Genomic DNA, 20,697 nt, shown 5'->3' with positions numbered 1-20,697 from the left:
AAACCGTCTGCGTGTCTTCATGCTGGATCGTCCTTTTCATCGATCGATCCACCTTAAGCCCCTGTCTCAGAAACCGGCACCACCTCTACCCGTTGCTTTTTGGTGTCGAAGAACATTTACGGAAAACACGCGAGGTTAAGAACGGCGAGTTCCTCAGGCCCTACAAAAGGATTCTGCCGGACCTGATTTCATCAGAGGCCGCGCTGCCGCGTGCTCTCTCCATCGCCAACGTTGTGTATCTTGCGCTCGATGAGCAAGGGTACCGAGTTCACATCGCGCCGGCTGCCGACAATCTGCTACGCATTCAGGTCAGGGAACAGGAGGTCGAGCGAAAGGATCGCAAATACGGTCGCTACCACTCAGGAAGCATTTGGGCTCCTGACAGGCCGACTGTTTTTTATATCGACACGGTGCCAGTAGCGCTCGCCATCACCGAGATGACTGAGCGCGTGACGATGCGTTATTTCGATGGCGACTACCATCGTGAGGATAGCAAGCTCATACGATCAGCCAAATCTTGGCAGCTGACGCACTCCTGGACAACCGAGCAGGATATGCCGTGCGGGCGTTTTAGGATCGTTGCCTACTCACCAAAGAAGGGCGTCAACTGGTCTCGCAGTTGGCAGGAAACGGAGCAGCAGTCGCTTGAGCGTCTGGTCCCAGAAATTGTCGAGACGGCAGGGGCGTCCAAAACTGATCTGCAACGGCTTATGGAGGCCGAAAACGCGGCGGAGGAGCAGAGGAAGAAAGAGCAAAAGGAGCGGTGGGAACGCTACGAAAGGGAGGAAGATGCGCGGAAGACGGCCCAGGCTCTCGCCGACAGCCGCCAGCAGCTGGCCGAGATTATCGAGAAGTGGGGGAAAGCGATGACCATTGAGCGCTTCTTTGCAGACGCGGCGGAGCGTCTGAAGAGCGCGGATGACGACCGTCGGCAGCGGCTGGAAGACCGCCTGGGGCTCGCCAGAGCAATGATGGGAAGCGTTGATCCGCTGGATTTCATTGAAAGCTGGGTCGCCCCGGAGGAGAGACACCGTTCGAAATTTTTTAGCGGGTTATAAGCTCAGTTCTACATTTGCAGCTAGCACGTTGGGATGAGAGCATTCTAAGACCGCAACGGGGCCGTTTGCGGATCGGCCGCTTTCGGACAGATTCTGATCGAAGCCGCCATTCAACTGCTGACGGAAAGGGGTGACTTCTTCCGGCTCGCGTTTAGGGAGGACGCCGGACGAGCAGACCTCCCCGTCCGGCGTTCACGTTTGGCGTCGCCTCGCTTACTCGACAACCGGTTTCAGGTTCCCCTCACTCCCTCACTCGGTCAGCGTGTCTTTGTAGATGACGCCGTCCTTCATGATGATCTTGAAGTTGTTGGTGGGATCAGCAACCAGGTCGAGGTTTTCCAACGGGTTGCCTTCAACGAGCAGGAGGTCGGCCAGCGCGCCCTCCTCGACAACGCCCAGCTTTCCCGGATAGGGGTTGCGCTTGCCGGAAAGCGCCAGCAGTTCGGCATTGGTCCCGGTCGCCATGGCGAGCGCTTCGGCAGGCGTGTACCAACGGGCAAGCGAGGCCAGGATTGCCCCCTGTTTCCGCGCCATCGCGCGTGAGAACAGAACATCCGTGCCCCACGCCGTCTTGATCTTATACTTCTTCGCCAACTCGTAGGTCCTGCTGATGCCGGGCCATACCTCGTCCGCCTTGGCGCGCTCGACCGAACCCTCCCGGAGACTTGTCCTCATCAATTCATGAAGCGGTTGCAAGCTCAGCCAGATGTCCTTTTCCGCGATCAGCTTGGCGTCTGCCTCGCTCATGAGGAAGCCGTGCTCGATGCACTTCACGCCGGCAGCAATAGCCATCTGGATCGCTTCAGGCGTGAAGGCGTGCGCGGCGACGTAGGTGCCCCAATTCTCGGCAATTTCGACGGCCGCTCGCAATTCAGGCGCGGTGAAAGTGGTTACGTCGAGCGGGCTGTGGGGCGACGACACGCCGCCGCCTGCGGTCAACTTCAGCAGCACCGCTCCCTGCATGAACTGCTCGCGAGCACGCAAACGCACCTCGTCGGGGCTGTCCACGACGATGCTGCCGCCGTTTATCTCCATGGGAGTGAATAAGCCGCCGACCCTCCGCGGTAGGTCGCTCATCTGGCGGAAATCCCCATGCCCGCTGGTTACGGTGATCATGGCGCCAGAGGGATAGATGCGCGGCCCCTCGATGAGGCCTTGATCTATCGCGCGCTTTAGACCAAACGCCGGTCCGCCCACATCGCGAACGGTAGTGAAGCCGCGCATCAACGTATCCGTCGCCTCGTCGCCGGCCGCAAGAGTGGCGAAGCCGATGTCGTTCATCGTCTCTGCCGGGCCAGTCGCGATCAGCATCGCGTGCCAGTGCGCATCGATGAGCCCCGGCATCAGCGTTCGCCCGTTGCCGGCAACGCGCTGCGCGCCTTCGGCCTCTATGAGATCTGTCGAGATCTGTTCGATCACATTGCCCTTGACCAGCACATTCGACGGCGCCGAAAGTGCGGCGCCTTTTCCGTCGAAGATGCGGACGTTCTCGAAAAGCACGTCATCCGCGCTCGCGGTGGCGCAAAGGCCGAGCACGATGGCGACCGCAAGCATTTCTCGGCTAGGGCGAAGCCTCACGGAAGCGACGCGGGCAAAGGAAAACATCGCCGCGGCGCAGTGCACGGCACGCCCCGCAAATTTGTCCAACCCCCGCAGTTTGAAAGATCTATGATACACGGCGTTTCTCCTGCGTCGGGAATGGGTGTCACGGTTGTAGCGACCTCCTCATGCGCATTCCACAACTCTTTGGAGGATCGTCTCCGTAGGGACCATTTGCCGTCCAGCAGGTTTTGAGGACTGGAACCACGAAACCTGCCGATCCGGGTAATCTTGAGAACGACTGCCATTCGTTGGCACCCAGGTCTCGGCGTCAGCGTATATAAATCGCAAATACCCCTTCATCATTCATTGTCGCGGCGACGACGCGCCCTATCTCGACCGAACGTCGTCTGAGTTCCTGTTCGATTGAGTCATTGCTTATGATCGCGGTTTGCACCATCGCCCAACCGTCATCGGTTTTGCCGAGGGCAGTCTCCAGCGCTTGATATTCGTCGCTCGACTCGAAGGCGCTCAGGTCCACCACATCAAGACGAACATAGGAATCGATCTCACGGAGCTCGTTCGCGCTCAGATCGTCGACCCCAAGCGCGGCTATGATTTCATGGATATTCACTTCGCGATCGGTCAGGTCGCCTCCTGGCGCGGCCACCGGCCAGCCTCCGAATGCGATCAACGCGATGAGCCAGATAGCACTCGATTTCATCGCAACTCCTTGCCGAAAGTGACCCTCGTCAATCGTTGCACACGGCACTTCCGTTGTCACTTGACAACGCGCGCACCACAACCGGCGAGGAACGCAGCGAGTAATGTGCGTCGACCCTTACTCGAAACCGAGCATTAAATTATGTTTGCGTCCGTCCAGCGGAACGCGCACGCACGCCCTGGTACACTGAAGAGGTTCGTCGTCCATGACAGCGGACCAGGCACCTGAACCACGTTGCATCGAATTATCTACGCGAATGTTGTAATGGGTTTCATCCACCCGAACGGTGGCCTCAAACCCTGGCCAAGTCGATGGAACACACGGGTCGACGATGAGGAATGCCCCCTCGCGCCGGATGCCCAGAATGCCCTCGATGCCGGAACGGTACATCCAGGCGGCGGAGCCGGTGTACCAGGTCCATCCGCCGCGGCCGACATGCGGCGCGACGGAATAGACGTCGGCGGCAACGACATAGGGTTCGACCTTGTAGCGTTCGATCTCCTCGGGCGTAAGCGCGTGGTTGATCGGATTGAGCAGCGAGAACAGATCGTGCGCCTTGTCGCCCGCACCCGATTTCGCAAAGGCCAGGATCGCCCACATGGCCGCATGGCTGTACTGTCCGCCGTTCTCGCGCAGGCCCGGCGGATAGCCCTTGATGTAGCCGGGGTCGCGCGGCGTCTTGTCGAAGGGCGGCGTGAACAACAATGCCATGCCGTCTTCGCGGCGGATAAGATGCTTTTCCAGCGATGCCATGGCCATGGCCGCCCGTGCGGGGTCTGCGACGCCCGACAGGACGGCCCAGGACTGGGCGATAGAATCGATCCGGCATTCTTCGCTGTCCTTCGAGCCGAGCCAAGTTCCATCGTCGAAGGTCGCTCTGCGATACCATTTACCGTCCCATGCATGCGCCTCGAGTGCCTCGTGCAGCGACGCCGCGTGAGCGCGCCAGCGTTCAGCGCGTTCTGCGTCACGTCCTTTCGCCAATGGCGCGAACAGCTCGATGGTGCGCAGAAGCAGCCAGCCGAGCCAGACACTCTCACCCTTGCCGCCTTCGCCGACGCGGTTCATGCCGTCGTTCCAGTCGCCTGTTCCCATGAGCGGCAGGCCGAGCTTGCCGGTCAGTTCCAGGCACTGGTCGAGACCTCGGGCGCAGTGCTCGAACAACGAGGCGGATTCGGCCGCGTCCGTGGGATCGAAGAAGGCGTCGTGCTCGCCGGGTCCGAGCGGCGGCCCGTCGAGGAATGGGACGATCTCGTCCAGCACCGTGACATCACCCGTCGCATCCACGTAGGTCGCCACCGCGAATGCCAGCCATACGCGATCGTCCGAAATCCGCGTGCGCACGCCTTGCCCGGATTGCGGCAGCCACCAATGCTGGACATCGCCTTCTACGAACTGCCGACCGGCCGCACGCAGGAGATGGCGTCGCGTCTCCTGCGGCCTTGCCAACGTCAGGGCCATGCCATCCTGAAGCTGGTCGCGGAAACCATAGGCTCCGCTCGCCTGGTAGAAGGCCGAGCGCGCCCAGATGCGGCAGGCGAGCGTCTGATAGAGGAGCCAGCCATTGAGCATGATGTCCATCGCACGGTCCGGCGTCTTGACCTGGACCGCCTGCAAAAGGCCGGTCCAGTGATCCGTCACCTCCTGGAGGACGGCATCGAGGTCGGCCGCGCGATAACGCCCAAGCAGCGTCTGGGCCTCCTCCTGCGAGCCGCACTGCCCGAGAAACGAAACGATTTCGACCGCCTCTCCCGCGCCGATCTCGATGGTCCGGTGCAGAGCCACGCAAGGGTCGAGGCCGGCGCCGGTGATTCCGGATAGCGGCTCAACGGCGGCAAGCGCGCGAGGCGCCGACGGGTCGCCGTAGCGGCCAAGGAACTCGGCTCGGTCGGCCGTCCATGCGGTCTGCCGCCCGCCAAGATCGGCAAAGGCAATGCCACCGGAGGAATTGATGCTCCAGGGATTGCGCGCCAGCATCGCGCCAGTGGCCTCGTCGATCTGCGTCACCAGGAATGGCGCCGTGGCGCTGCGCGAGGTGCCGAGCACCAGCTCTGCGTAGCTCGTGACCGACAGGCGGCGGGGACGACCGGAAAGGTTTCGAAGGGTCAGGCGCGAAATCTTGATGGGGTCGGACAGAGGCACGTATTGCAGGAGATCGAGGGCGATGCCATACGCCTCATGCTCGAAACGGCTGTAGCCGAAACCGTGACGCGACACATAGGTGCCGCTGCCGCGGATCGGCTGTGCGGTCGGACTCCATAGCTCGAGGGTCTCTTCGTCGCGGACGTAGATCATCTCGCCGCTCGGATCGACCACGGGATCGTTCGACCATGGCGTAAGCTGGTTTTCGCGGCTGTTTTCTGCCCAGGTGTAGCTGCTTCCCTCCGCCGAAACCTGAAAGCCAAAACCGGGATTGGCGATCACGTTGATCCATGGCGCGGGCGTGACTGCGCCCCCGCCTAGGATCGTCACATATTCCCGACCGTCCTTGTCGAAACCGCCAAGCTCGTTGAAGAATTCGAGCGGCGGCGCGTGCGGCGCAGAAGACTCGGAAAGCCGCACAGGCCTTTGCAGGGGGGAGGCCGAGATGTGATCGACGGATGGGTTTGGCAAACGATCAAGTTGCTCCCCTATCGATCCGCGACGTGCCAAGCATGTGACACGGGCAATCGAATGGAGTCGGTCGCGCGCCTCGGCGCTCATCAGATCCGCGCGAAGCGTAAAGACGGAGCCTTGCGCCAGCTCCAATCCGAAGTGCGGCCGCGACTGGCTGCTGCGCACCGCGGTCTCGATGGCGATTTGCAGGTCCTGCGTATAGGAGGATGCGCGCTCGTTGACGATCACCAAGTCGACGGCGAGGCTTTTCATCCGCCAGTATTCATGGGCGCGCAGCAACTGGCGGACTTGGGCCATGTCTTGGGGATCGTCTATTCTCAGCAAGACGATCGGCAGGTCGCCGGAAATGGCGAGATGCCAAAGGCCGGATTGCGAGCCGGCACCGTGGACGATCTTGTCGGACGGCGCCCTGTAGCGCGCGTCCGCGTAAAGGATGGGTGCGGCCAGGCGCTGAAAATCCGCAGCCTCTCCGGCATCGACATCGAGATGGCGAAGCTGGACCTGCCCTTGGGTCCACGCCAATGTCCTGGCCCGTTCGAACGCGCTGCGGTCGTGGTGTTTATCAATCATGTCCATGAGCTCCGCGCGCGACGAAGCAACGACGGTCCAGTAGGCGATACGCGCAACCTTTCCGGGCGCGATCCTCACGCGCTGGCGCAGCGAGAAAATGGGGTCGAGTACCGTCCCAACGGTATTCGAGAGCGAGCCTCCTTCCGCAATGGCCGCCGCTGTGCCTGTCGACCGGCCGCGCCCGATGAAACGGGCCCGATCGGTCTCGTACTGCGGATCGGAGACGATCTCGCCTTCGACGACGGCGAGGTGGGCAGCCCATACCTTTGGTTCAGCGTGCGAGCGCGGGCGCCGCGTCGCGATGAGCGCGCCGAACTCGGCGGCATACTCAGTCTGCACGAACATCTTGGAGAATGCCGGATGCGCCATGTCGGCGGCGGGCGGTGCCAGGACAATTTCGGCATAGGACGTGATCTCGATTTCGCGCGCCCGCCGCCCGCCATTGCTCAAGGACACACGGCGGACCTCGCAATCGTCTTCCCCAGAGACAAGAACATCCATCGTGGTCGTCCGGTCGCCATCGCGGTGGATGAACCGGACGCGATCCTCGTCGAAGACGACTTCGCGATGCTCCCCCTCGATGCCAAGAGGCTGGGCGCCGGCGGACCAGACATCCCCGTTTTGGACATCGCGCAAGAAGATGAAGGAGCCCCAGTCGTCGCGGGTGGCGTCCTCACGCCAGCGCGTCACGGCGATGTCGCGCCAGCGGCTGTAACCCGCCCCCGCGGCGGTGAGCATGACAGCGTAGCGGCCATTCGAAAGCAACTGGGTAGTTGGAGGGCCCGCCGTGGTGGCGGTAACGCGGCGCGAGGTGGGAATTTCCGTATCCGCCGTAGCCGGGGAAACCTTCACCTCTTCGGCCTTCGGATGGCCGGTCGCAATGTTACGGGGGGTGCGTTCCTGCAGCAGGAGCTCGCAGGCCTGGATCATCGGCTCGCGATGGAAGCGGGCACGCATCTCACCGTCGTGGAGCGTGTTGGCGATGGCGACGATGGTCATGCCTTGATGATGCGCCATGGAGGTGCGGACAATGGCGACATTCTCCATCTCCGGAAGCCGGGAACGTGTGAAATCCAGCGCTTCGAAGAAGCCATAGCGGCCGCTGGCGCCCATTTGCGCGAGGCGGCCGTAGTTTTCTCGCGCGCCTTGGGGATCGATCATCGTCGCAAGTCCTGTCGCGTAGGGCGCGATCACCGCATTCTCAGAAAGACCGCGTTTCAGGCCGAGACCCGGAACGCCGAAATTGGAATACTGATAGGTCAGCTCCATATCGCGCGCGTTGTAGGCGGATTCGGATATCCCCCATGGAATGCCAAGCGACCGCGCGTAAGCCTGTTGACGCTTCACCACCAGCCGGTTGGTCTGTTCGAGCAGACTGCCGGCGGGAGCGCGCATGACGAGCGACGGCATCAGATATTCGAACATCGAGCCGGACCAGGAGATCAGCGCCGATGCGTTGGCTAGTGGTGTCGCGGACCGACCCAGGCGAAACCAGTGCCGTGTCTCAACATCGCCCTTGGCGATGGCGAAGAGGCTTGCAAGCCGGGCTTCCGATGCGAGCAGATCGTAACAGCTCGGATCGAGGCTATCGTCTGCGAGGGAATAGCCTATCGACAGCAGTTTGCGTTCAGGATCGAGCAGGAAGGCGAAGTCCATCGCCAGCGCCATCTCGCGCGCATCTGCGGCAAGCGCCTGCAATCGGTCTTTCAGGGCGAGGTCAGCCACCCGGTCCCGCGCGTGCTCGGCCACGGTCTTTTTGAAGGACTCTATCCAGAAAAGGAGATCCGGGGTGCTATCGTCGATATCCGTTGGAACTATATCTCGAGCCATGGCGCCAGCTTTGTCGGCCAGCCGCGTCAGAATGGGGGACAGTGCGTCGAGCGTTTGCGGGCCATTCAACTGATCTTCAATATCGTCAAGCATCAGGGAGAGTTGGGCTTCGCGATGATTCCCGGACAGGGCATCGAGCGCATGACGTGCAAGTCGGATACTGTCCGTCATGCCGGGCCGGGCATTCGGCGCGGCGCTCTCGTTCACCCACGCCTCGCACGCATTGGCGAGCACCATCAAATGTCCGGCGAGGTTGCCGCTGTCGACGGACGAGATGTAGGCGGGTTCGAGGACACGCAGGTCTTGCGTCGCATACCAGTTGAAGAAGTGGCCATTGTGCCGTGCGAGCTTGCGCATGGTTGCCAACGTGGCTTCCAGCCGCTCCACCGTCTCTACTGTGCTCGCCCAGCCAAAATCGCGGGCGGCAACAGCGGAGATAAGATAGAGCCCTATATTGGTGGGCGACGTCCTGTGCGCGATGACAGGCTTCGGATCCTCCTGGAAATTGTCCGGAGGCAACATGTTGTCTTCGGGCGTCACGAAGGTCTCGAAGAAGCGCCAGGTGCGGCGCGCGATGAGACGCAGTTCGATGGCATCCGAATCCGAGACCCCAAGGCGCGGTCCGGCCTTCGGCGACCGGCTTGCCCATAACGCGAGTGCCGGCGCGGTTAGCCATAATAAGACAAAAGGCAGGACGAGAGGCCAGGATGACGGCGACAAGGCAATGGCGCCCCCAGTCACGACCAGCCCAAGCAGCGTGCCGGATGCCATGCGGCGATAGACACCAGCAAAGTTGAGGCGCGGGCTTCCCTTCGATTGCGCGGCCGTGGTCCATTCCAGCAGATGGCGGCGGGACCCGAAGAGCCGCACCAGTGTTCTGACGATGGCGTCGCCCATTCGCCACGCTTGGTCGGGCAGGAAAACGAGGGAAAGGATGCTCTGGACGGCTGCAAGGCGCAGGTCCACAGCAAGCGTTGCGAAGTGATTGCGCAAGCGAATGCCGGCCCGGCGCGGTATGAGGGTGAAGAGAATCGGCAGGAATGCCGGGATCGCGACGGCGGCAAGAAGAAGCGCGGTTCCCGTCATTGCGGCCGGCAGCGGCATCAGCCACGTGAATCCCAAAGCAAGGAGCGTGAATGGCGCCAGCAGCGACCGCCTCAGATTGTCCAGCATCTTTCCGCGACCGACGGAGGGAAGCGCAAGATGTCCGCTTCGCAGACCCGTTACCCAGGGAAGAAGCTGCCAGTCACCACGCGTCCAGCGATGCTGACGTTTGGCGGCGACGTCGTATCGGGACGGGAATTCCTCGATCACCTCGACATCGGACGCGAGGCCGGAACGGGCGAACACACCCTCGAAGAGGTCGTGGCTAAGCATGGTGTTCTCCGGCACGCGGCCGGACAGCGACGCCTCGAAGGCGTTGACATCATAGATGCCCTTGCCGGTATAGGTGCCTTCGCCGAAGAGATCCTGATACACGTCCGAGGCTGCAGCCGCGTAAGGATCGATTCCGCCGGGGGCGGAGAAAACGCGCTGGTAGAAGGACCCTTCGCGGCCGACCGGAAGCGAGGGCGTAACGCGCGGCTGGAGAATGCCGTAGCCGTCGACGACACGCTGCTCGGCTTCGCTGAAGCGCGGCCGGTTGAGCGGATGCGCCATCTTGCCGATCAGACGGTGCGCGGCATCGCGCGGCAGCCTCGTGTCTGCGTCAAGCGTGATGACATAGCGCACATCGGCCGGCACTTGCGGCGGCCTCCCGCCTATGGGCATGAAAGTGGTGTCGTTGGCGCCGCGCAGAAGCCGGTTGAGTTCGTGCAGCTTTCCGCGCTTGCGTTCCCACCCCATCCATTTACCTTCGCCGGCATTGAAGACGCGGCGCCGATGCAAGAGGAGGAAGCGGCTGCCGCCTGGAGCGGGTTCGTGACGCTGGTTCAATCGGGCGATCGCCTCAGCGGCACTTTCGAGCAGCCGGGCATCCTCCTGCGTAATTTCCCGATCGGCATCCGTTCCATCGGTGAGGAGCGCGAAAACGAGGTCGCCGCCGACGCCGGAAAGGTGATGAACCTCCAGTCGTTCCACCTGCTCCAGAAGGTCGGCTTCGCTGGTAAGAAGCGTCGGCACCGCGACCAGGGTCCGCATGGATTGCGGGACGCCATGCTTGAGCGCGAGGCCGGGCAGAACCGTCGCGCCGAAACTCCAGGTCATCGCGCGGTTGACGAGGGCGGTCGCCGCCTCGGTCACGGGAAAAAATGCGATCACGGCGAACAGCACGAGCCAGCCGGTATCGAGACCGGAGCGCGAAAGCGTCCACAACGCGACGACCAGCACCATTGCCGTGACAAGCAGGATCGACACGATATAGCCGCCAATGCCGAGGCGCGTGTTGAAGCGGCTGATGCGCAGCCGTGGCGGCGGCCGAAAACGGATCGCCTGCTCAAGGGCGGGCCTGCCCTGGGCGATCAGATGATAGCCGGGATCGCCGGCCCGCTCCGTGCCGGGGTTACCGTCCGCTTCAACAGCGGCTTGGCTCGCAGCGTGAAGCGCATGCTCGGCGATCTCCAGCTCCGAGAGGGACGAGCCGCGGGCCAGTTGCTCAATCGCGTTTCTGTACAGATCACGGGTCGGGAAATCCATACCGGCGAAGGCACTACCGTTCCGCAACCGCTCGTCGACCAGGCTCACACTTTCGAACAGCTCGGCCCAATCGACATCGGAAATCAGCCGCATGCTGGTGACGATGTTGCGCACAGTGACATTGGATGCCCCCTGCCTCTGCTGGGCATGCTGCACCACGGCGTCGACAGATACGCCTTGCAGCGCAAGACGCTCTTCCAGCCATCCGAGCGCAGGCGTCGTTTCGGGATCCTGATTCCTCAGCTGTTTGGCCAGTTGCGCGGCGAAGTCTTCCGACAACGGTTCCGGTGAGCGGGAGGCAATATCCGTCTCGAGCGCAGACTTGCCGCAACCTGACAAGAGAAGCCGTCCGGCGAGCGCCGCCGCATCCGAGCGCGCCGCAACGCCTACGGTCATCTGATCAGCCAGCCGGCGCAGGTTCTCGACAAGGACGATGCGCAGTGTAATTGCAACGGCCCACAGCTCGCCGATGGTCAGTGGCTGAACCCGCTGATAGGCCACGAGGAATCGCCGCAGCTTCTCCCGGTCGAACAGGCTGTCGGTGTGCGCAACGAACGCCCAGGCAAGCCCGAGAACCCTCGGGTAGCCCGCAAACGGTCCTTCGCTCAGTTTCGGCAATTGGCGATAATAGCTGGGAGGCAGATCGTCCCTGATCTCGCGGATTTGCTCCTCGACCAAGTGATAATTGTCCAGCAGCCATTCCGCGGCGGGGACCACACCCCTGCCGCTCTCCAGTTCCGCAGCACTCGCCCGATAAGCGGCAAGCAAAACGGCGGCATTATCATTGAGTCTCGTATGCAGGGGCAGGACGGCCGGCGGCCTGTCGGTCACCGTCTGCGCAGCAGCGAGGCTTCCCGCGTGCTGCTCGAGCCGCTCGACGCTGAAAAGCTCCTCCCTCACCGGTGCCCGGTCGTTCCATGGCAGTGACGAAGAGCGAAGTCCGAGGAGGCGATGGATCGATTTCAATGAGTGCCTTTCCAGCCTGAGCTCGAGTGGTGCCACTCGGATTGCGGCGGCAGGTTGCCGGCAACATCCACATGAGCGGCGTCGCCGGCCGCAGGCGGATGCCTTTCGGAGAAACGAAGGCTCAAGAGCCGCCCGTCATCGGTTAGGAGATGGAGATCCTCGCGCCCGAATACCTGTCGCAGGGTGTCGGGAGGCATCCGGATTTCGCCGCTGCCGATCACTTCCCCCGGCTTTATCAGGAAACCGTCAATGTCATAGTCCGCGCGAGCAAGCGTTTTGCCCTCGCATTTCAGGACGCCCGCGCCATGAATTCCACCAAGATACTGCATGAGCGACTAATCCTTAAGAGGCCGGTAGGCGAGCGCATCCGCGTCCAGTGCTGCCGTCAACTCCCTCGGGTCGACTTCAACCACCTGATGTCGGCTGCTTTGGACGGACACCGCCGGAGTGTGCAACACCGTAGGCGTGCGCCGGTAGGCAAGAAAGGAAAGACCGGAGATCTCCTCTTCGTCGATTACCAGACGATAAGTCCCCGCAGGCTGCCAGGCGTCGAAGGCGCTCAGGATGAACGGTTGCATGAATGTGACCTGTGTATCCGTGGTGCGAACGGTCATGGCAGCATCCGGTTCTTCTGGCGTATTTGCATCGAGGGTGGGTTCGGGAAAACCACTGGGTTACCGGAAGTCCGCTGCCGTCAACACATATACGGTCCTGCGAGCGTTCCGATAGATCTCGCGCGCAACATCGTGGATTTTGGCGCGTGCTGCATCGAAGGCGGCCAGGTAATGCGCCTCGCCGGCGGCAGCGGTTGAAAACGCATCGGTCTCGACAAAGAAGGGCACCTCGAACATGCCATCATGGCCGATGAAACGAACGCGCTGCCCGGCTTCGTCATAGCTGCGGCTTCTATTGGGAAAAGTGAGTGTCATGTTCGGATACCTCATTGCCATTGGAAAGGAGTGAGAAATTCTCGCTGCGTCGCTGCTGGCCGACGGCGGTGTGCCGTGCCGCTACGGCGCCGCCCTCGTTCTCCCAGACGCTGATCTCGAGAGCGTCACGATCCCGTTCGGGAACATGGCCAGACCTGACCGCTGCGCGATAGAAAGCGTTCCCCTGATTATCAGATATCGTGACGGCGTCAGGTTCTTGCGGCATCGCGAGCGAGCTCAGCAATGACTCGGCTAACTCGATCGCCGCTTCTGTGCCGATCACGTCGCATTTCAGACGGCCGACCTTCGCGCGAGCGCCGTCACTCGCGCGGATCCTGTGAAACTCGATGACAACCTTCATTTCGGCACCTGCAAGCGGATGCAGCCCGCGCCTATATTCAGCTCTTCGCCTTGCCGCGCGGTATGTTGTTGCTGCCCGCGAGCTTGACCTGTGAGCCGAGAGGCGTCTCTGTTTTCGCGGGCGCCTTTTCCTGCTTCGGCTTTCTTATTTCGCGATTGCTGCGCTTCTGTCCTTTAGCCATCGTCAAATTCCTATCACTCGAGTGCGGTGCCGTCCGGGGGGTGTGTTGGACGGTTATCTCTTCGAGGCTGTCTTCCGTCGTCACGCGCTCGTGACGCTTGTTGTCGTTGCGGATGCGGTATTGAGGTGTCTTGTCCTCTCTCGCCGGCAGGATCGCGGTAATGCGGTAGGTTTCCGCCGATGAGGGTGAAAGGCCGAACCTGTTGCGCATGCGGACAACTTGTCCAACGACGAAACGGTGGGCTGTCATGCTTTCACCTCTTCTCCGCCTGTCTGAAGGCAGTCTGCAGCACCCGCCCATGACGCAGAACTGTCCGTGGTCCTGCGGCGGCAGGGGCCCGGCGAGCGACGCGCTAAAAACACTCAGGCTGCGAGCGCAAGGGCGCAGCTCTCGGCTGCACGGCGACCTGCAGACTCCTCGCCGGGCATCATCGCCCAACCGCCCGCCTCGACAAATTGTCTCTGCTTATAGGTACCGTTAAGCGCCTTGAACTCTGCAAGTCGGGCCCTTGAATCGGGTGCGGCGTTGAATCTCTCCACGCAAATGAGCGCGGCCAGATCTCCACGTGCGGCATCTCCGGCGGTCGATGCGAGCGTACGCGAGGTACCACCTGTGACCCAACCGCCCCAACTGAATCCGACGACGATCGTGGCGACGACCGTGACAGCGCATGCCCATACAAGTGTCGATTTCGATGGCTGATAGTCATTCCAGCGTTGAACGATGGAAGTCACGCCTTTGGTCTGTGTTGCCATGGAATCAATCCTTTCCGATTGTTGTTCCGGTTATGCTGGTCGTCGCCTACAATGATTCAGGTATCGCTTAGTAACCCATCCCACCCATGCCATTGGGGCCAGCCGTTGCCGGCGCATCCTTCTGCGGAATGTCGGCAACCATCGCCTCCGTCGTGACCAGAAGCGCTGCGATCGATCCGGCATCCTGCAGGGCCGTGCGCACCACCTTGGCGGGATCGACAATGCCTGCCTCGATCATGTCGACATAGAGTTCGGTCTGCGCATTGAAGCCCATATTGAGGTCCGTCGCATCCATCAGCCGGCCAACGACGATCGAGCCTTCAACACCGGAATTGTCGGCGATCTGCCGGACCGGCGCCTCGAGCGCCCGCAACACGATCGAAATGCCTGCGGACACGTCCGCGTTTGTTCCAGTGAGGTCGTTCAGGGCCGCTTTGGCGCGCAGAAGCGCGACCCCGCCGCCAGGCACGATGCCTTCCTCGACCGCCGCACGGGTGGCATTCAGCGCGTCGTCGATGCGGTCCTTCTTTTCCTTGACCTCGGTTTCGGTCGCGCCGCCGACGCGGATGACCGCCACACCACCAGCGAGCTTGGCGAGCCGTTCCTGGAGCTTCTCCTTGTCGTAGTCCGAGGTGGTTTCCTCGATCTGCGCCTTGATCTGCTGGATACGAGCCGCAATATCGGCTTTCTCACCGGCACCATCCACGACGGTGGTGGTGTCCTTCTCGATCAGGACGCGCTTGGCGCGACCCAGCATGTCGAGCGTGACGTTCTCAAGCTTGATGCCGAGATCATCGGAGATCATCTGACCTGCCGTCAGCACCGCGATATCCTCCAGCATCGCCTTGCGGCGGTCGCCGAAGCCTGGCGCCTTGACGGCGGCAACCTTCAGTCCACCACGCAACTTGTTGACCACGAGTGTGGCGAGCGCTTCGCCTTCGACATCCTCCGAGATGATCAGCAGCGGCTTGCCAGTCTGGATGACGGCTTCCAGGATCGGCAACATCGCCTGCAGATTGCCGAGCTTCTTCTCGTGAATGAGGATGTAGGGATCTTCTAGCTCCGCGCGCATCTTCTCGGCATTGGTGACGAAATAGGGAGAAAGATAGCCGCGATCGAACTGCATGCCCTCGACCACTTCGAGCTCGGACTCGGCAGTCCTGGCCTCCTCGACCGTGATCACGCCCTCGTTGCCGACCTTCTCCATCGCCTTGGCGATCATCTCGCCCACGGAGGCGTCGCCATTGGCGGCGATCGTGCCAACCTGAGCGATCTCGCCTGAGGATTTGACCTTCTTGGCGCGCGCCGCAATGTCCTTGACGACGGCGGCGACAGCAATGTCGATGCCGCGCTTCAGGTCCATCGGGTTCATGCCGGCCGCGACAAGCTTTGCGCCTTCGCGCAAGATGGAAGCAGCAAGCACCGTCGCGGTGGTGGTGCCGTCGCCGGCGAGGTCGTTGGTCTTCGACGCCACTTCGCGCACCATCTGGGCGCCCATGTTCTCGAACTTGTCGGCAAGCTCGATTTCCTTGGCGACGGTGACGCCGTCCTTGGTGATGCGCGGCGCGCCATAGGCCTTGTCGATGATGACATTGCGGCCTTTGGGTCCGAGCGTCACCTTGACCGCGTTGTTCAGGAGTTCGACGCCGCGAAGCATTCGATCGCGCGCATCGGTGCCAAACTTGATTTCCTTTGAAGACATGACTTTCTCGATCCGTTGGTTCTGAAATTGAGTGGTCGGAAGCCGCCGGTCAGGCGGCCTTCTCGGCCGCCACCGTCTTTTCGACGATGCCCATGATGTCGGTCTCCTTCATGATCAGGAGATCCTCGCCGTCTATCCTGATCTCGGTGCCCGACCATTTGCCGAAGAGAACCGCATCGCCTGCCTTCACATCGAGTGGGATCGGCCTGCCGCCTTCGTCACGAAGGCCCGGGCCGGCGACGATCACTTCGCCTTCCTGCGGCCTTTCCTTTGCATTGTCGGGAATGATGATCCCGCCCTTGGATTTGTCATTGCCTTCGGCGCGCCGTATGACGACGCGGTCGTGGAGGGGCCGGAATTTCATGAGGGTTCTTTCTGCGGCCGGGTATAGGGGGCCACACCCTCATATAGGCTCTTTGGCAGTCGAATAACAGGAGTGCCAAGAACAATCTTCTCGTTAGGCTGCAAGAGCCTCGGGTCCTCGACTTAAGCCGTTACGCAAAGGACAGCTTTTGAGAAGCGCCGTGAACGTCGGGTGATGGCGGACAAGGTCTGCTTTCAGGAAGCAGCGAAGCCGATCTCTACGGCCGAGATGGGGGCGCATTCCCGCCATACCAGGCCGCAACGTATTCGTTTGGCAGTCATCCAACCGAAAGCGATTCGAACTTTTCCGCCGCCGAACGCCGCCGTTTCTACGCTTTTCTGCGCACGGGCCGGCCTCTTTCAGATGCAACTGCGTACGCTCGGCGGCTATAGCGTATTATGGAGGGCAATCGGCGGTATTTGGCGCGCCGCACCGGGTGAAGAAGACAACTTCGTCTACGCTATAGCCCTCTGAGGCCCTCCTTTTGCAGGATGGCGAAGGTTCGCTCCCCCTGGGGCCATCTCACCGACCAATCTTGTTGGTTGCTCCCATCGAATGGCAGGCAAACACCTAGTTCGAATCCCTCCCGTTCCGCCGAACACCGCCGATCGCCGCACAAATTCCCCATTATCCCCTTAATTATCAACATGATAGTCTGGCGTTTCCGGTGCGATTGAAACTGAGGTTCACGCCCCCCTCCACTTCCTAAGAGTTGCGGCTCTCTCACCCCGCGCAGCAGGACAGTTTCGCCACATCCTTTGCAAAGCCTTGCGCGGCAAGTTTCAGCCCCTCGACCGTGGTGAGGTAAGGAAAGATCGTCTCGCTCAGTTCCTTCGTGGTCATTCCGAACTTGATCGCCAGCACGATGGTTTGGATGGCGTCGGCACTTTCGGGGGCAAGTATCTGGGCGCCTAGCAGCCGATCCGTTTTCACATCCGCCACCAGCTTGATGAGCCCGCGTGTATCGCGGGCGGCTAGTGCCCGCGGCACCTGATCGAGCGGCGCAACCGATGTCTTCACCTCGAAGCCGAGTTCGCGGGCGTGGCGTTCCGAAAGGCCGACGCCGGCAACCTGCGGATCGGTGAACACCACCCAGGGCATAGCGCTGTTGTCATAGGCGAGGCTATCGCCATTCAGCGCGTTCTTTGCTGCGAGCTTGGCGCCATAGGCAGCCATGTAGACGAACTGATCGCGCCCCGTCACGTCGCCTGCGGCGTAGATGCCGGCACGCGTGGTGCGCATCCGGTCATCGACAACGATGCCGCCATTGCGGGCCAGTTCCACACCGGCTTCCGTTAACCCAAGATCGGCCGTGACGGGCTCGCGCCCGGTCGTCACCAGTACCTTTTCGGCGGTTAGCGTTTCGGCACAACCAGCCACATCGATAGTCAGGGCGATTTCATCATCTTGGCTTACGATCCCGGAATAGCCCAGCCTGGTGCGGACCGTGATGCCCTCGTAGGCGAGATAGCCGGCAAGCGCTTCAGCGATTTCCGGCTCGCTCCCCGGCAACAGGCGCGAGCGGGTGACCAGTGTCACATGGCTGCCCATGCGCGCGAACATCTGCGCCAGTTCGCAGCCGACATAGCCGCCGCCTATGACCAGAAGCGAGCGAGGCTGTTCGTTCAGTTCCAGCACGGTGGTGCTGGTGAGGTAAGGAACACGCTCGATGCCGGGGATGGAAGGGATGGCCGGCGATGCGCCGGTGGCAATGATGATCTTGCCGGCAGTGACCTGGCTGTCACTCACCAACACACCCGACCCGTTCAGCTTCGCGACTCCCTCTAAATAGGCGATACCGTATTCCGGCAGCAGGTCGATGTATTTCTTCTGCCGCAGTGAGCCGACCAGATCGTCCTTGGCCGCGACCAGCGCCCGCCAGTCACTAACGTGTGCTTCCCCGACAAGTCCCGGAAACCGTCCTGCCGCGCCGGCGCCATGAACGGCTTCGGCAGCGCGGATCATGGTCTTGGACGGCACACAGCCGACATTGACGCAGGTACCGCCAATCGTGCCGTGACCGATGAGGGCGACATTCGCGCCCTGTTCGACGGCCGTGATCGCGGCGGCAAAGCCAGCCGAACCGGCCCCGATGACGGCCAGGTCGTAGGTGCGGTCAGCGCGCGGCGCGCAGCAATTGTCCATGAGACTCAGTTCCGCACGGATGCCGGATAGCCGGCATTCTCGGAGGCCCTCGCAATTGCCTCGATGCTCGCAACGGACGGATCGAACACTACGGTCGCTGTTCTGGCTTCGAACGCAACCTCGACCTTCTGCACACCTTTGACGGCTTCCATCGCCTTTCTCACCGTGACGGGGCAGAGCGCGCAGGTCATGCCCGGCACATCGAAGGTAGCGGTCTGTTCGGTCTCAGCCGCCTGTGCGGCCGAAACGAGAACCGGCAAGGAAACCGAAGCGATAAACGGAAGGCCGGACACGCCGATGGCAAGCAGTCCGGCGATAACGATGGGAAGTCGCGTCATGTCAATGTCTCCTAATAGAAAAACGGCGCCCACCAGTTGATCGTCAGCGCCAGGACGACCAGCACGGTTGCGAGCCAGAGGGCGGTCTTGGTGATGCGGGCCGATTCCGGACGAGCGCAGTAGGTTCCGTCCTCGCAGGCCGGCCTGGCTCTGAAATAGACCTGCCGGAACCCGAACCCGATGAAGACCAGCGCCACCCCGGCGAAGATCGGCTTGTAGGGCTCGAGCGCCGTGAGGTTGCCGATCCAGGCCCCGGATATTCCGAGCGTCAAAAGCACAAGCGGCGCGACGCAGCAGGTTGAGGCGAGGATCGCCCCGATCACACCACCAGCCGCGAACCAATTCTTCCTTGCATCCACCGACGCCGACGGTGGGTCCAGTGGTGCTGATTTGATATCGGCATTGCTCATGCGGTACGCCCTCGAATTTCAATCGGGAACAGGCTACAGTCTGTAGCAACTACAGGCTCAAGAGGGTTTCGAACCAATGCCCGATCACGTTTCCGGGAAGCGGTTGCAGCGGGCCGGACTCGCCCGGCGCACGGGCTGCAATCTCGAAACCATCCGCTACTACGAGAAGATCGGTATGATGCCCGATCCGCCGCGCACGGCGTCAGGTTATCGCGTTTATGACGAGATACACATTTCCCGCCTGCGCTTCATCCTGCGCGCACGGGAACTGGGCTTTTCCATCGAGCAGATCCGTGGCCTGCTCGATCTCGTCGATGGCGGCACGCAGACCTGCGCCGAGGTGAACGAGCGGACCGAGCAGCATCTGGCCGATGTGCGCGCCAAGATCGCCGATCTCAGGCGTATCGAAAAAGTGCTGGCGGCGACCGCCGCGCAATGCTCTGGGGACGACGTGCCGGAATGCCCGGTCCTGGAGGCGTTGGCATCGCAAGGGCAATAAGGTGATATCCCCAGTCGATCCCGGAGCGAGTTCAGTTTCTTCCGCCGCCGTTCGTCTTTGCAATCTCCCGATAGGCCTCGATCAAGGCACCGCCACATTGCGGGCACTCGATCCCGTCGCGATCGAGTTTCTCCAGCGCGAGAAGCATGAATTCGGCGATGTCCGCCCGGCCTTGCCGGCAGGCACACCTGAACACGCGCAGAATATCATGCTCCAACTGATCGGTCTTTGAGGCCATCGTCAGCACCTCCTTACTCAGGCCGAGCGTGCGCCTTCCAGCGAGGGGAAGGTCAAGTCATGATCTCTTCAATGGCCCGGGGCGATCTCATCCGATTGCAGACAACACCGGAAACGTCTCCAGGAGCCAGAAGGCAAAGGTGGAGAGATAGCCGGTCATCATGGCAACGCCCATGACGATCATGATGACCCCAGCGAAAGTTCGCAGAATACGTCCGAGGCGTCCGAATGCCTTCAGTCTGGCAGACAGGGTGTCGGTGAACACGGCGGCAAGCAGGAACGGCACGCCGAGGCCGAGCGAATAGACCGTCAGCAGCGCCATACCGTTCGCAATCGTCGCCGACGCGGCGCTGACCGTCAGGATGGCCCCGAGAATCGGGCCGATGCAAGGGGTCCAGCCGAAAGCGAAGGCCAGGCCGAGCACATAGGCCGATACGGCCTTGCCGCCCGGCATGTCCAGATTAAACCGCGCCTCGCGCATCATCCACATGGGCCGGATCGTTCCGAGCATGAACAACCCGAACAGCGTAACGATGCCCCCGCCGGCGATGTTCATCTCGAACCGGTAGCGGAGCAGTATCTGTCCGAGTGCGGTGGCACTGGCGCCAAGGATGACGAAGACGGTCGTGAAGCCAAGCACGAAACAGAGACTGAGGCCGAGCGTTGCGCTTCGGGTGGCAGTGACCTCACCGGATGGCGAAGCAAGGGTCGACCGTCCCGCGATATAGGAAACATATCCCGGCACCAGCGGCAGCACGCAGGGTGACAGAAATGAGACGATACCAGCGACGAAGGCGCTGAGGATACCGATATTGGAGAGTTCAGGCATTCGGGCGGAC

19 protein-coding genes are annotated in these 20,697 nt (G+C 61.7%); 3 read left to right on the top strand and 16 right to left on the bottom strand.

Features of this window, described 5'->3' with window-relative positions:
• A partial coding sequence (locus tag GM909_RS25860; RefSeq protein WP_235912016.1) for a hypothetical protein occupies positions 1–1,058 on the top strand: 1,058 nt, incomplete at its 5' end.
• A 249-nt stretch (positions 1,059–1,307) separates the two neighbouring features.
• Here GM909_RS25860 and GM909_RS22185 read toward each other — a convergent pair.
• The 11 genes from GM909_RS22185 to GM909_RS22135 all read right to left on the bottom strand — a co-directional run bounded on the left by GM909_RS22185 (position 1,308) and on the right by GM909_RS22135 (position 16,229).
• Positions 1,308–2,612, bottom strand: a complete 1,305-nt coding sequence (locus GM909_RS22185; RefSeq protein WP_157019403.1) for a metal-dependent hydrolase family protein — start codon at positions 2,610–2,612, stop codon at positions 1,308–1,310.
• Between the two features lie 316 nt (positions 2,613–2,928).
• Positions 2,929–3,321, bottom strand: coding sequence for a hypothetical protein (locus GM909_RS22180; protein WP_157019398.1), 393 nt, complete (start codon positions 3,319–3,321; stop codon positions 2,929–2,931).
• A 117-nt stretch (positions 3,322–3,438) separates the two neighbouring features.
• Positions 3,439–11,937 carry a GH36-type glycosyl hydrolase domain-containing protein gene (locus GM909_RS22175; protein ID WP_157019397.1) on the bottom strand — a complete coding sequence of 2,833 codons (8,499 nt, stop codon included), beginning with the start codon at positions 11,935–11,937 and terminating at the stop codon, positions 3,439–3,441.
• Entirely contained in the window at positions 11,934–12,266 is a 333-nt protein-coding gene (locus GM909_RS22170; protein ID WP_157019396.1) for a hypothetical protein, read from the bottom strand. The genes GM909_RS22175 and GM909_RS22170 overlap by 4 nt, the downstream gene beginning before the upstream one ends.
• A gap of 6 nt (positions 12,267–12,272) precedes the next feature.
• On the bottom strand, positions 12,273–12,551 hold the full coding sequence (locus GM909_RS22165) for a hypothetical protein (RefSeq protein ID WP_157019395.1): 279 nt from the start codon (positions 12,549–12,551) through the stop codon (positions 12,273–12,275).
• Between the two features lie 60 nt (positions 12,552–12,611).
• Positions 12,612–12,866, bottom strand: coding sequence for a DUF1488 family protein (locus GM909_RS22160; RefSeq protein ID WP_157019394.1), 255 nt, complete (start codon positions 12,864–12,866; stop codon positions 12,612–12,614).
• A complete protein-coding gene (locus GM909_RS22155) occupies positions 12,844–13,227 on the bottom strand; it encodes a hypothetical protein (protein WP_157019393.1) in 384 nt (127 codons plus the stop codon). Before GM909_RS22155 ends, GM909_RS22160 begins: the two co-directional genes overlap by 23 nt.
• A 37-nt stretch (positions 13,228–13,264) precedes the next feature.
• On the bottom strand, positions 13,265–13,657 hold the full coding sequence (locus GM909_RS26125; RefSeq protein ID WP_235912017.1) for a hypothetical protein: 393 nt from the start codon (positions 13,655–13,657) through the stop codon (positions 13,265–13,267).
• Positions 13,658–13,770: 113 nt separating this feature from the next.
• A complete protein-coding gene (locus GM909_RS22145; protein WP_157019392.1) occupies positions 13,771–14,163 on the bottom strand; it encodes a hypothetical protein in 393 nt (130 codons plus the stop codon).
• 67 nt (positions 14,164–14,230) lie between these two features.
• Complete coding sequence (gene groL, locus GM909_RS22140) at positions 14,231–15,865, bottom strand: chaperonin GroEL (RefSeq protein WP_157019391.1); 1,635 nt, start codon at positions 15,863–15,865, stop codon at positions 14,231–14,233.
• A gap of 49 nt (positions 15,866–15,914) precedes the next feature.
• Complete coding sequence (locus tag GM909_RS22135) at positions 15,915–16,229, bottom strand: co-chaperone GroES (RefSeq protein WP_157019390.1); 315 nt, start codon at positions 16,227–16,229, stop codon at positions 15,915–15,917.
• 174 nt (positions 16,230–16,403) lie between these two features.
• On the opposite strand from GM909_RS22135, the gene GM909_RS22130 reads away from it, so the two are divergent.
• Positions 16,404–16,703 (top strand): hypothetical protein, encoded by a 300-nt coding sequence (locus GM909_RS22130; protein WP_157019389.1) that lies wholly within the window; start codon positions 16,404–16,406, stop codon positions 16,701–16,703.
• A gap of 249 nt (positions 16,704–16,952) precedes the next feature.
• Here GM909_RS22130 and merA read toward each other — a convergent pair whose 3' ends face one another.
• The 3 genes from merA to GM909_RS22115 are packed head-to-tail and all read right to left on the bottom strand — an operon-like array spanning position 16,953 to position 19,122.
• A complete protein-coding gene (gene merA, locus GM909_RS22125) occupies positions 16,953–18,374 on the bottom strand; it encodes a mercury(II) reductase (RefSeq protein WP_157019388.1) in 1,422 nt (473 codons plus the stop codon).
• 5 nt (positions 18,375–18,379) lie between these two features.
• Positions 18,380–18,712 carry a mercury resistance system periplasmic binding protein MerP gene (merP, locus tag GM909_RS22120; protein WP_157019387.1) on the bottom strand — a complete coding sequence of 111 codons (333 nt, stop codon included), beginning with the start codon at positions 18,710–18,712 and terminating at the stop codon, positions 18,380–18,382.
• 11 nt (positions 18,713–18,723) lie between these two features.
• Positions 18,724–19,122, bottom strand: coding sequence for a mercuric transporter MerT family protein (locus GM909_RS22115; RefSeq protein ID WP_157019386.1), 399 nt, complete (start codon positions 19,120–19,122; stop codon positions 18,724–18,726).
• A gap of 76 nt (positions 19,123–19,198) precedes the next feature.
• Between GM909_RS22115 and GM909_RS22110 the strand changes: the two genes are divergently transcribed.
• Positions 19,199–19,621: a MerR family transcriptional regulator gene (locus GM909_RS22110; RefSeq protein ID WP_157019385.1), complete on the top strand. Its 423-nt coding sequence runs from the start codon at positions 19,199–19,201 to the stop codon at positions 19,619–19,621.
• Positions 19,622–19,652: 31 nt separating this feature from the next.
• Here the strand turns inward: GM909_RS22110 and GM909_RS22105 are convergent, their stop codons facing one another.
• Both GM909_RS22105 and GM909_RS22100 read right to left on the bottom strand, forming a co-directional pair.
• Complete coding sequence (locus GM909_RS22105) at positions 19,653–19,859, bottom strand: hypothetical protein (protein ID WP_157019384.1); 207 nt, start codon at positions 19,857–19,859, stop codon at positions 19,653–19,655.
• Between the two features lie 87 nt (positions 19,860–19,946).
• A complete protein-coding gene (locus tag GM909_RS22100; protein ID WP_157019383.1) occupies positions 19,947–20,687 on the bottom strand; it encodes a cytochrome c biogenesis CcdA family protein in 741 nt (246 codons plus the stop codon).
• Positions 20,688–20,697 lie beyond the last annotated feature (10 nt).

The sequence above is a fragment of the Mesorhizobium xinjiangense genome, assembly GCF_009749525.1.
Taxonomy (GTDB): domain Bacteria; phylum Pseudomonadota; class Alphaproteobacteria; order Rhizobiales; family Rhizobiaceae; genus Mangrovimarina; species Mangrovimarina xinjiangensis.
This window is presented reverse-complemented; position numbering and strand designations above follow the sequence as displayed.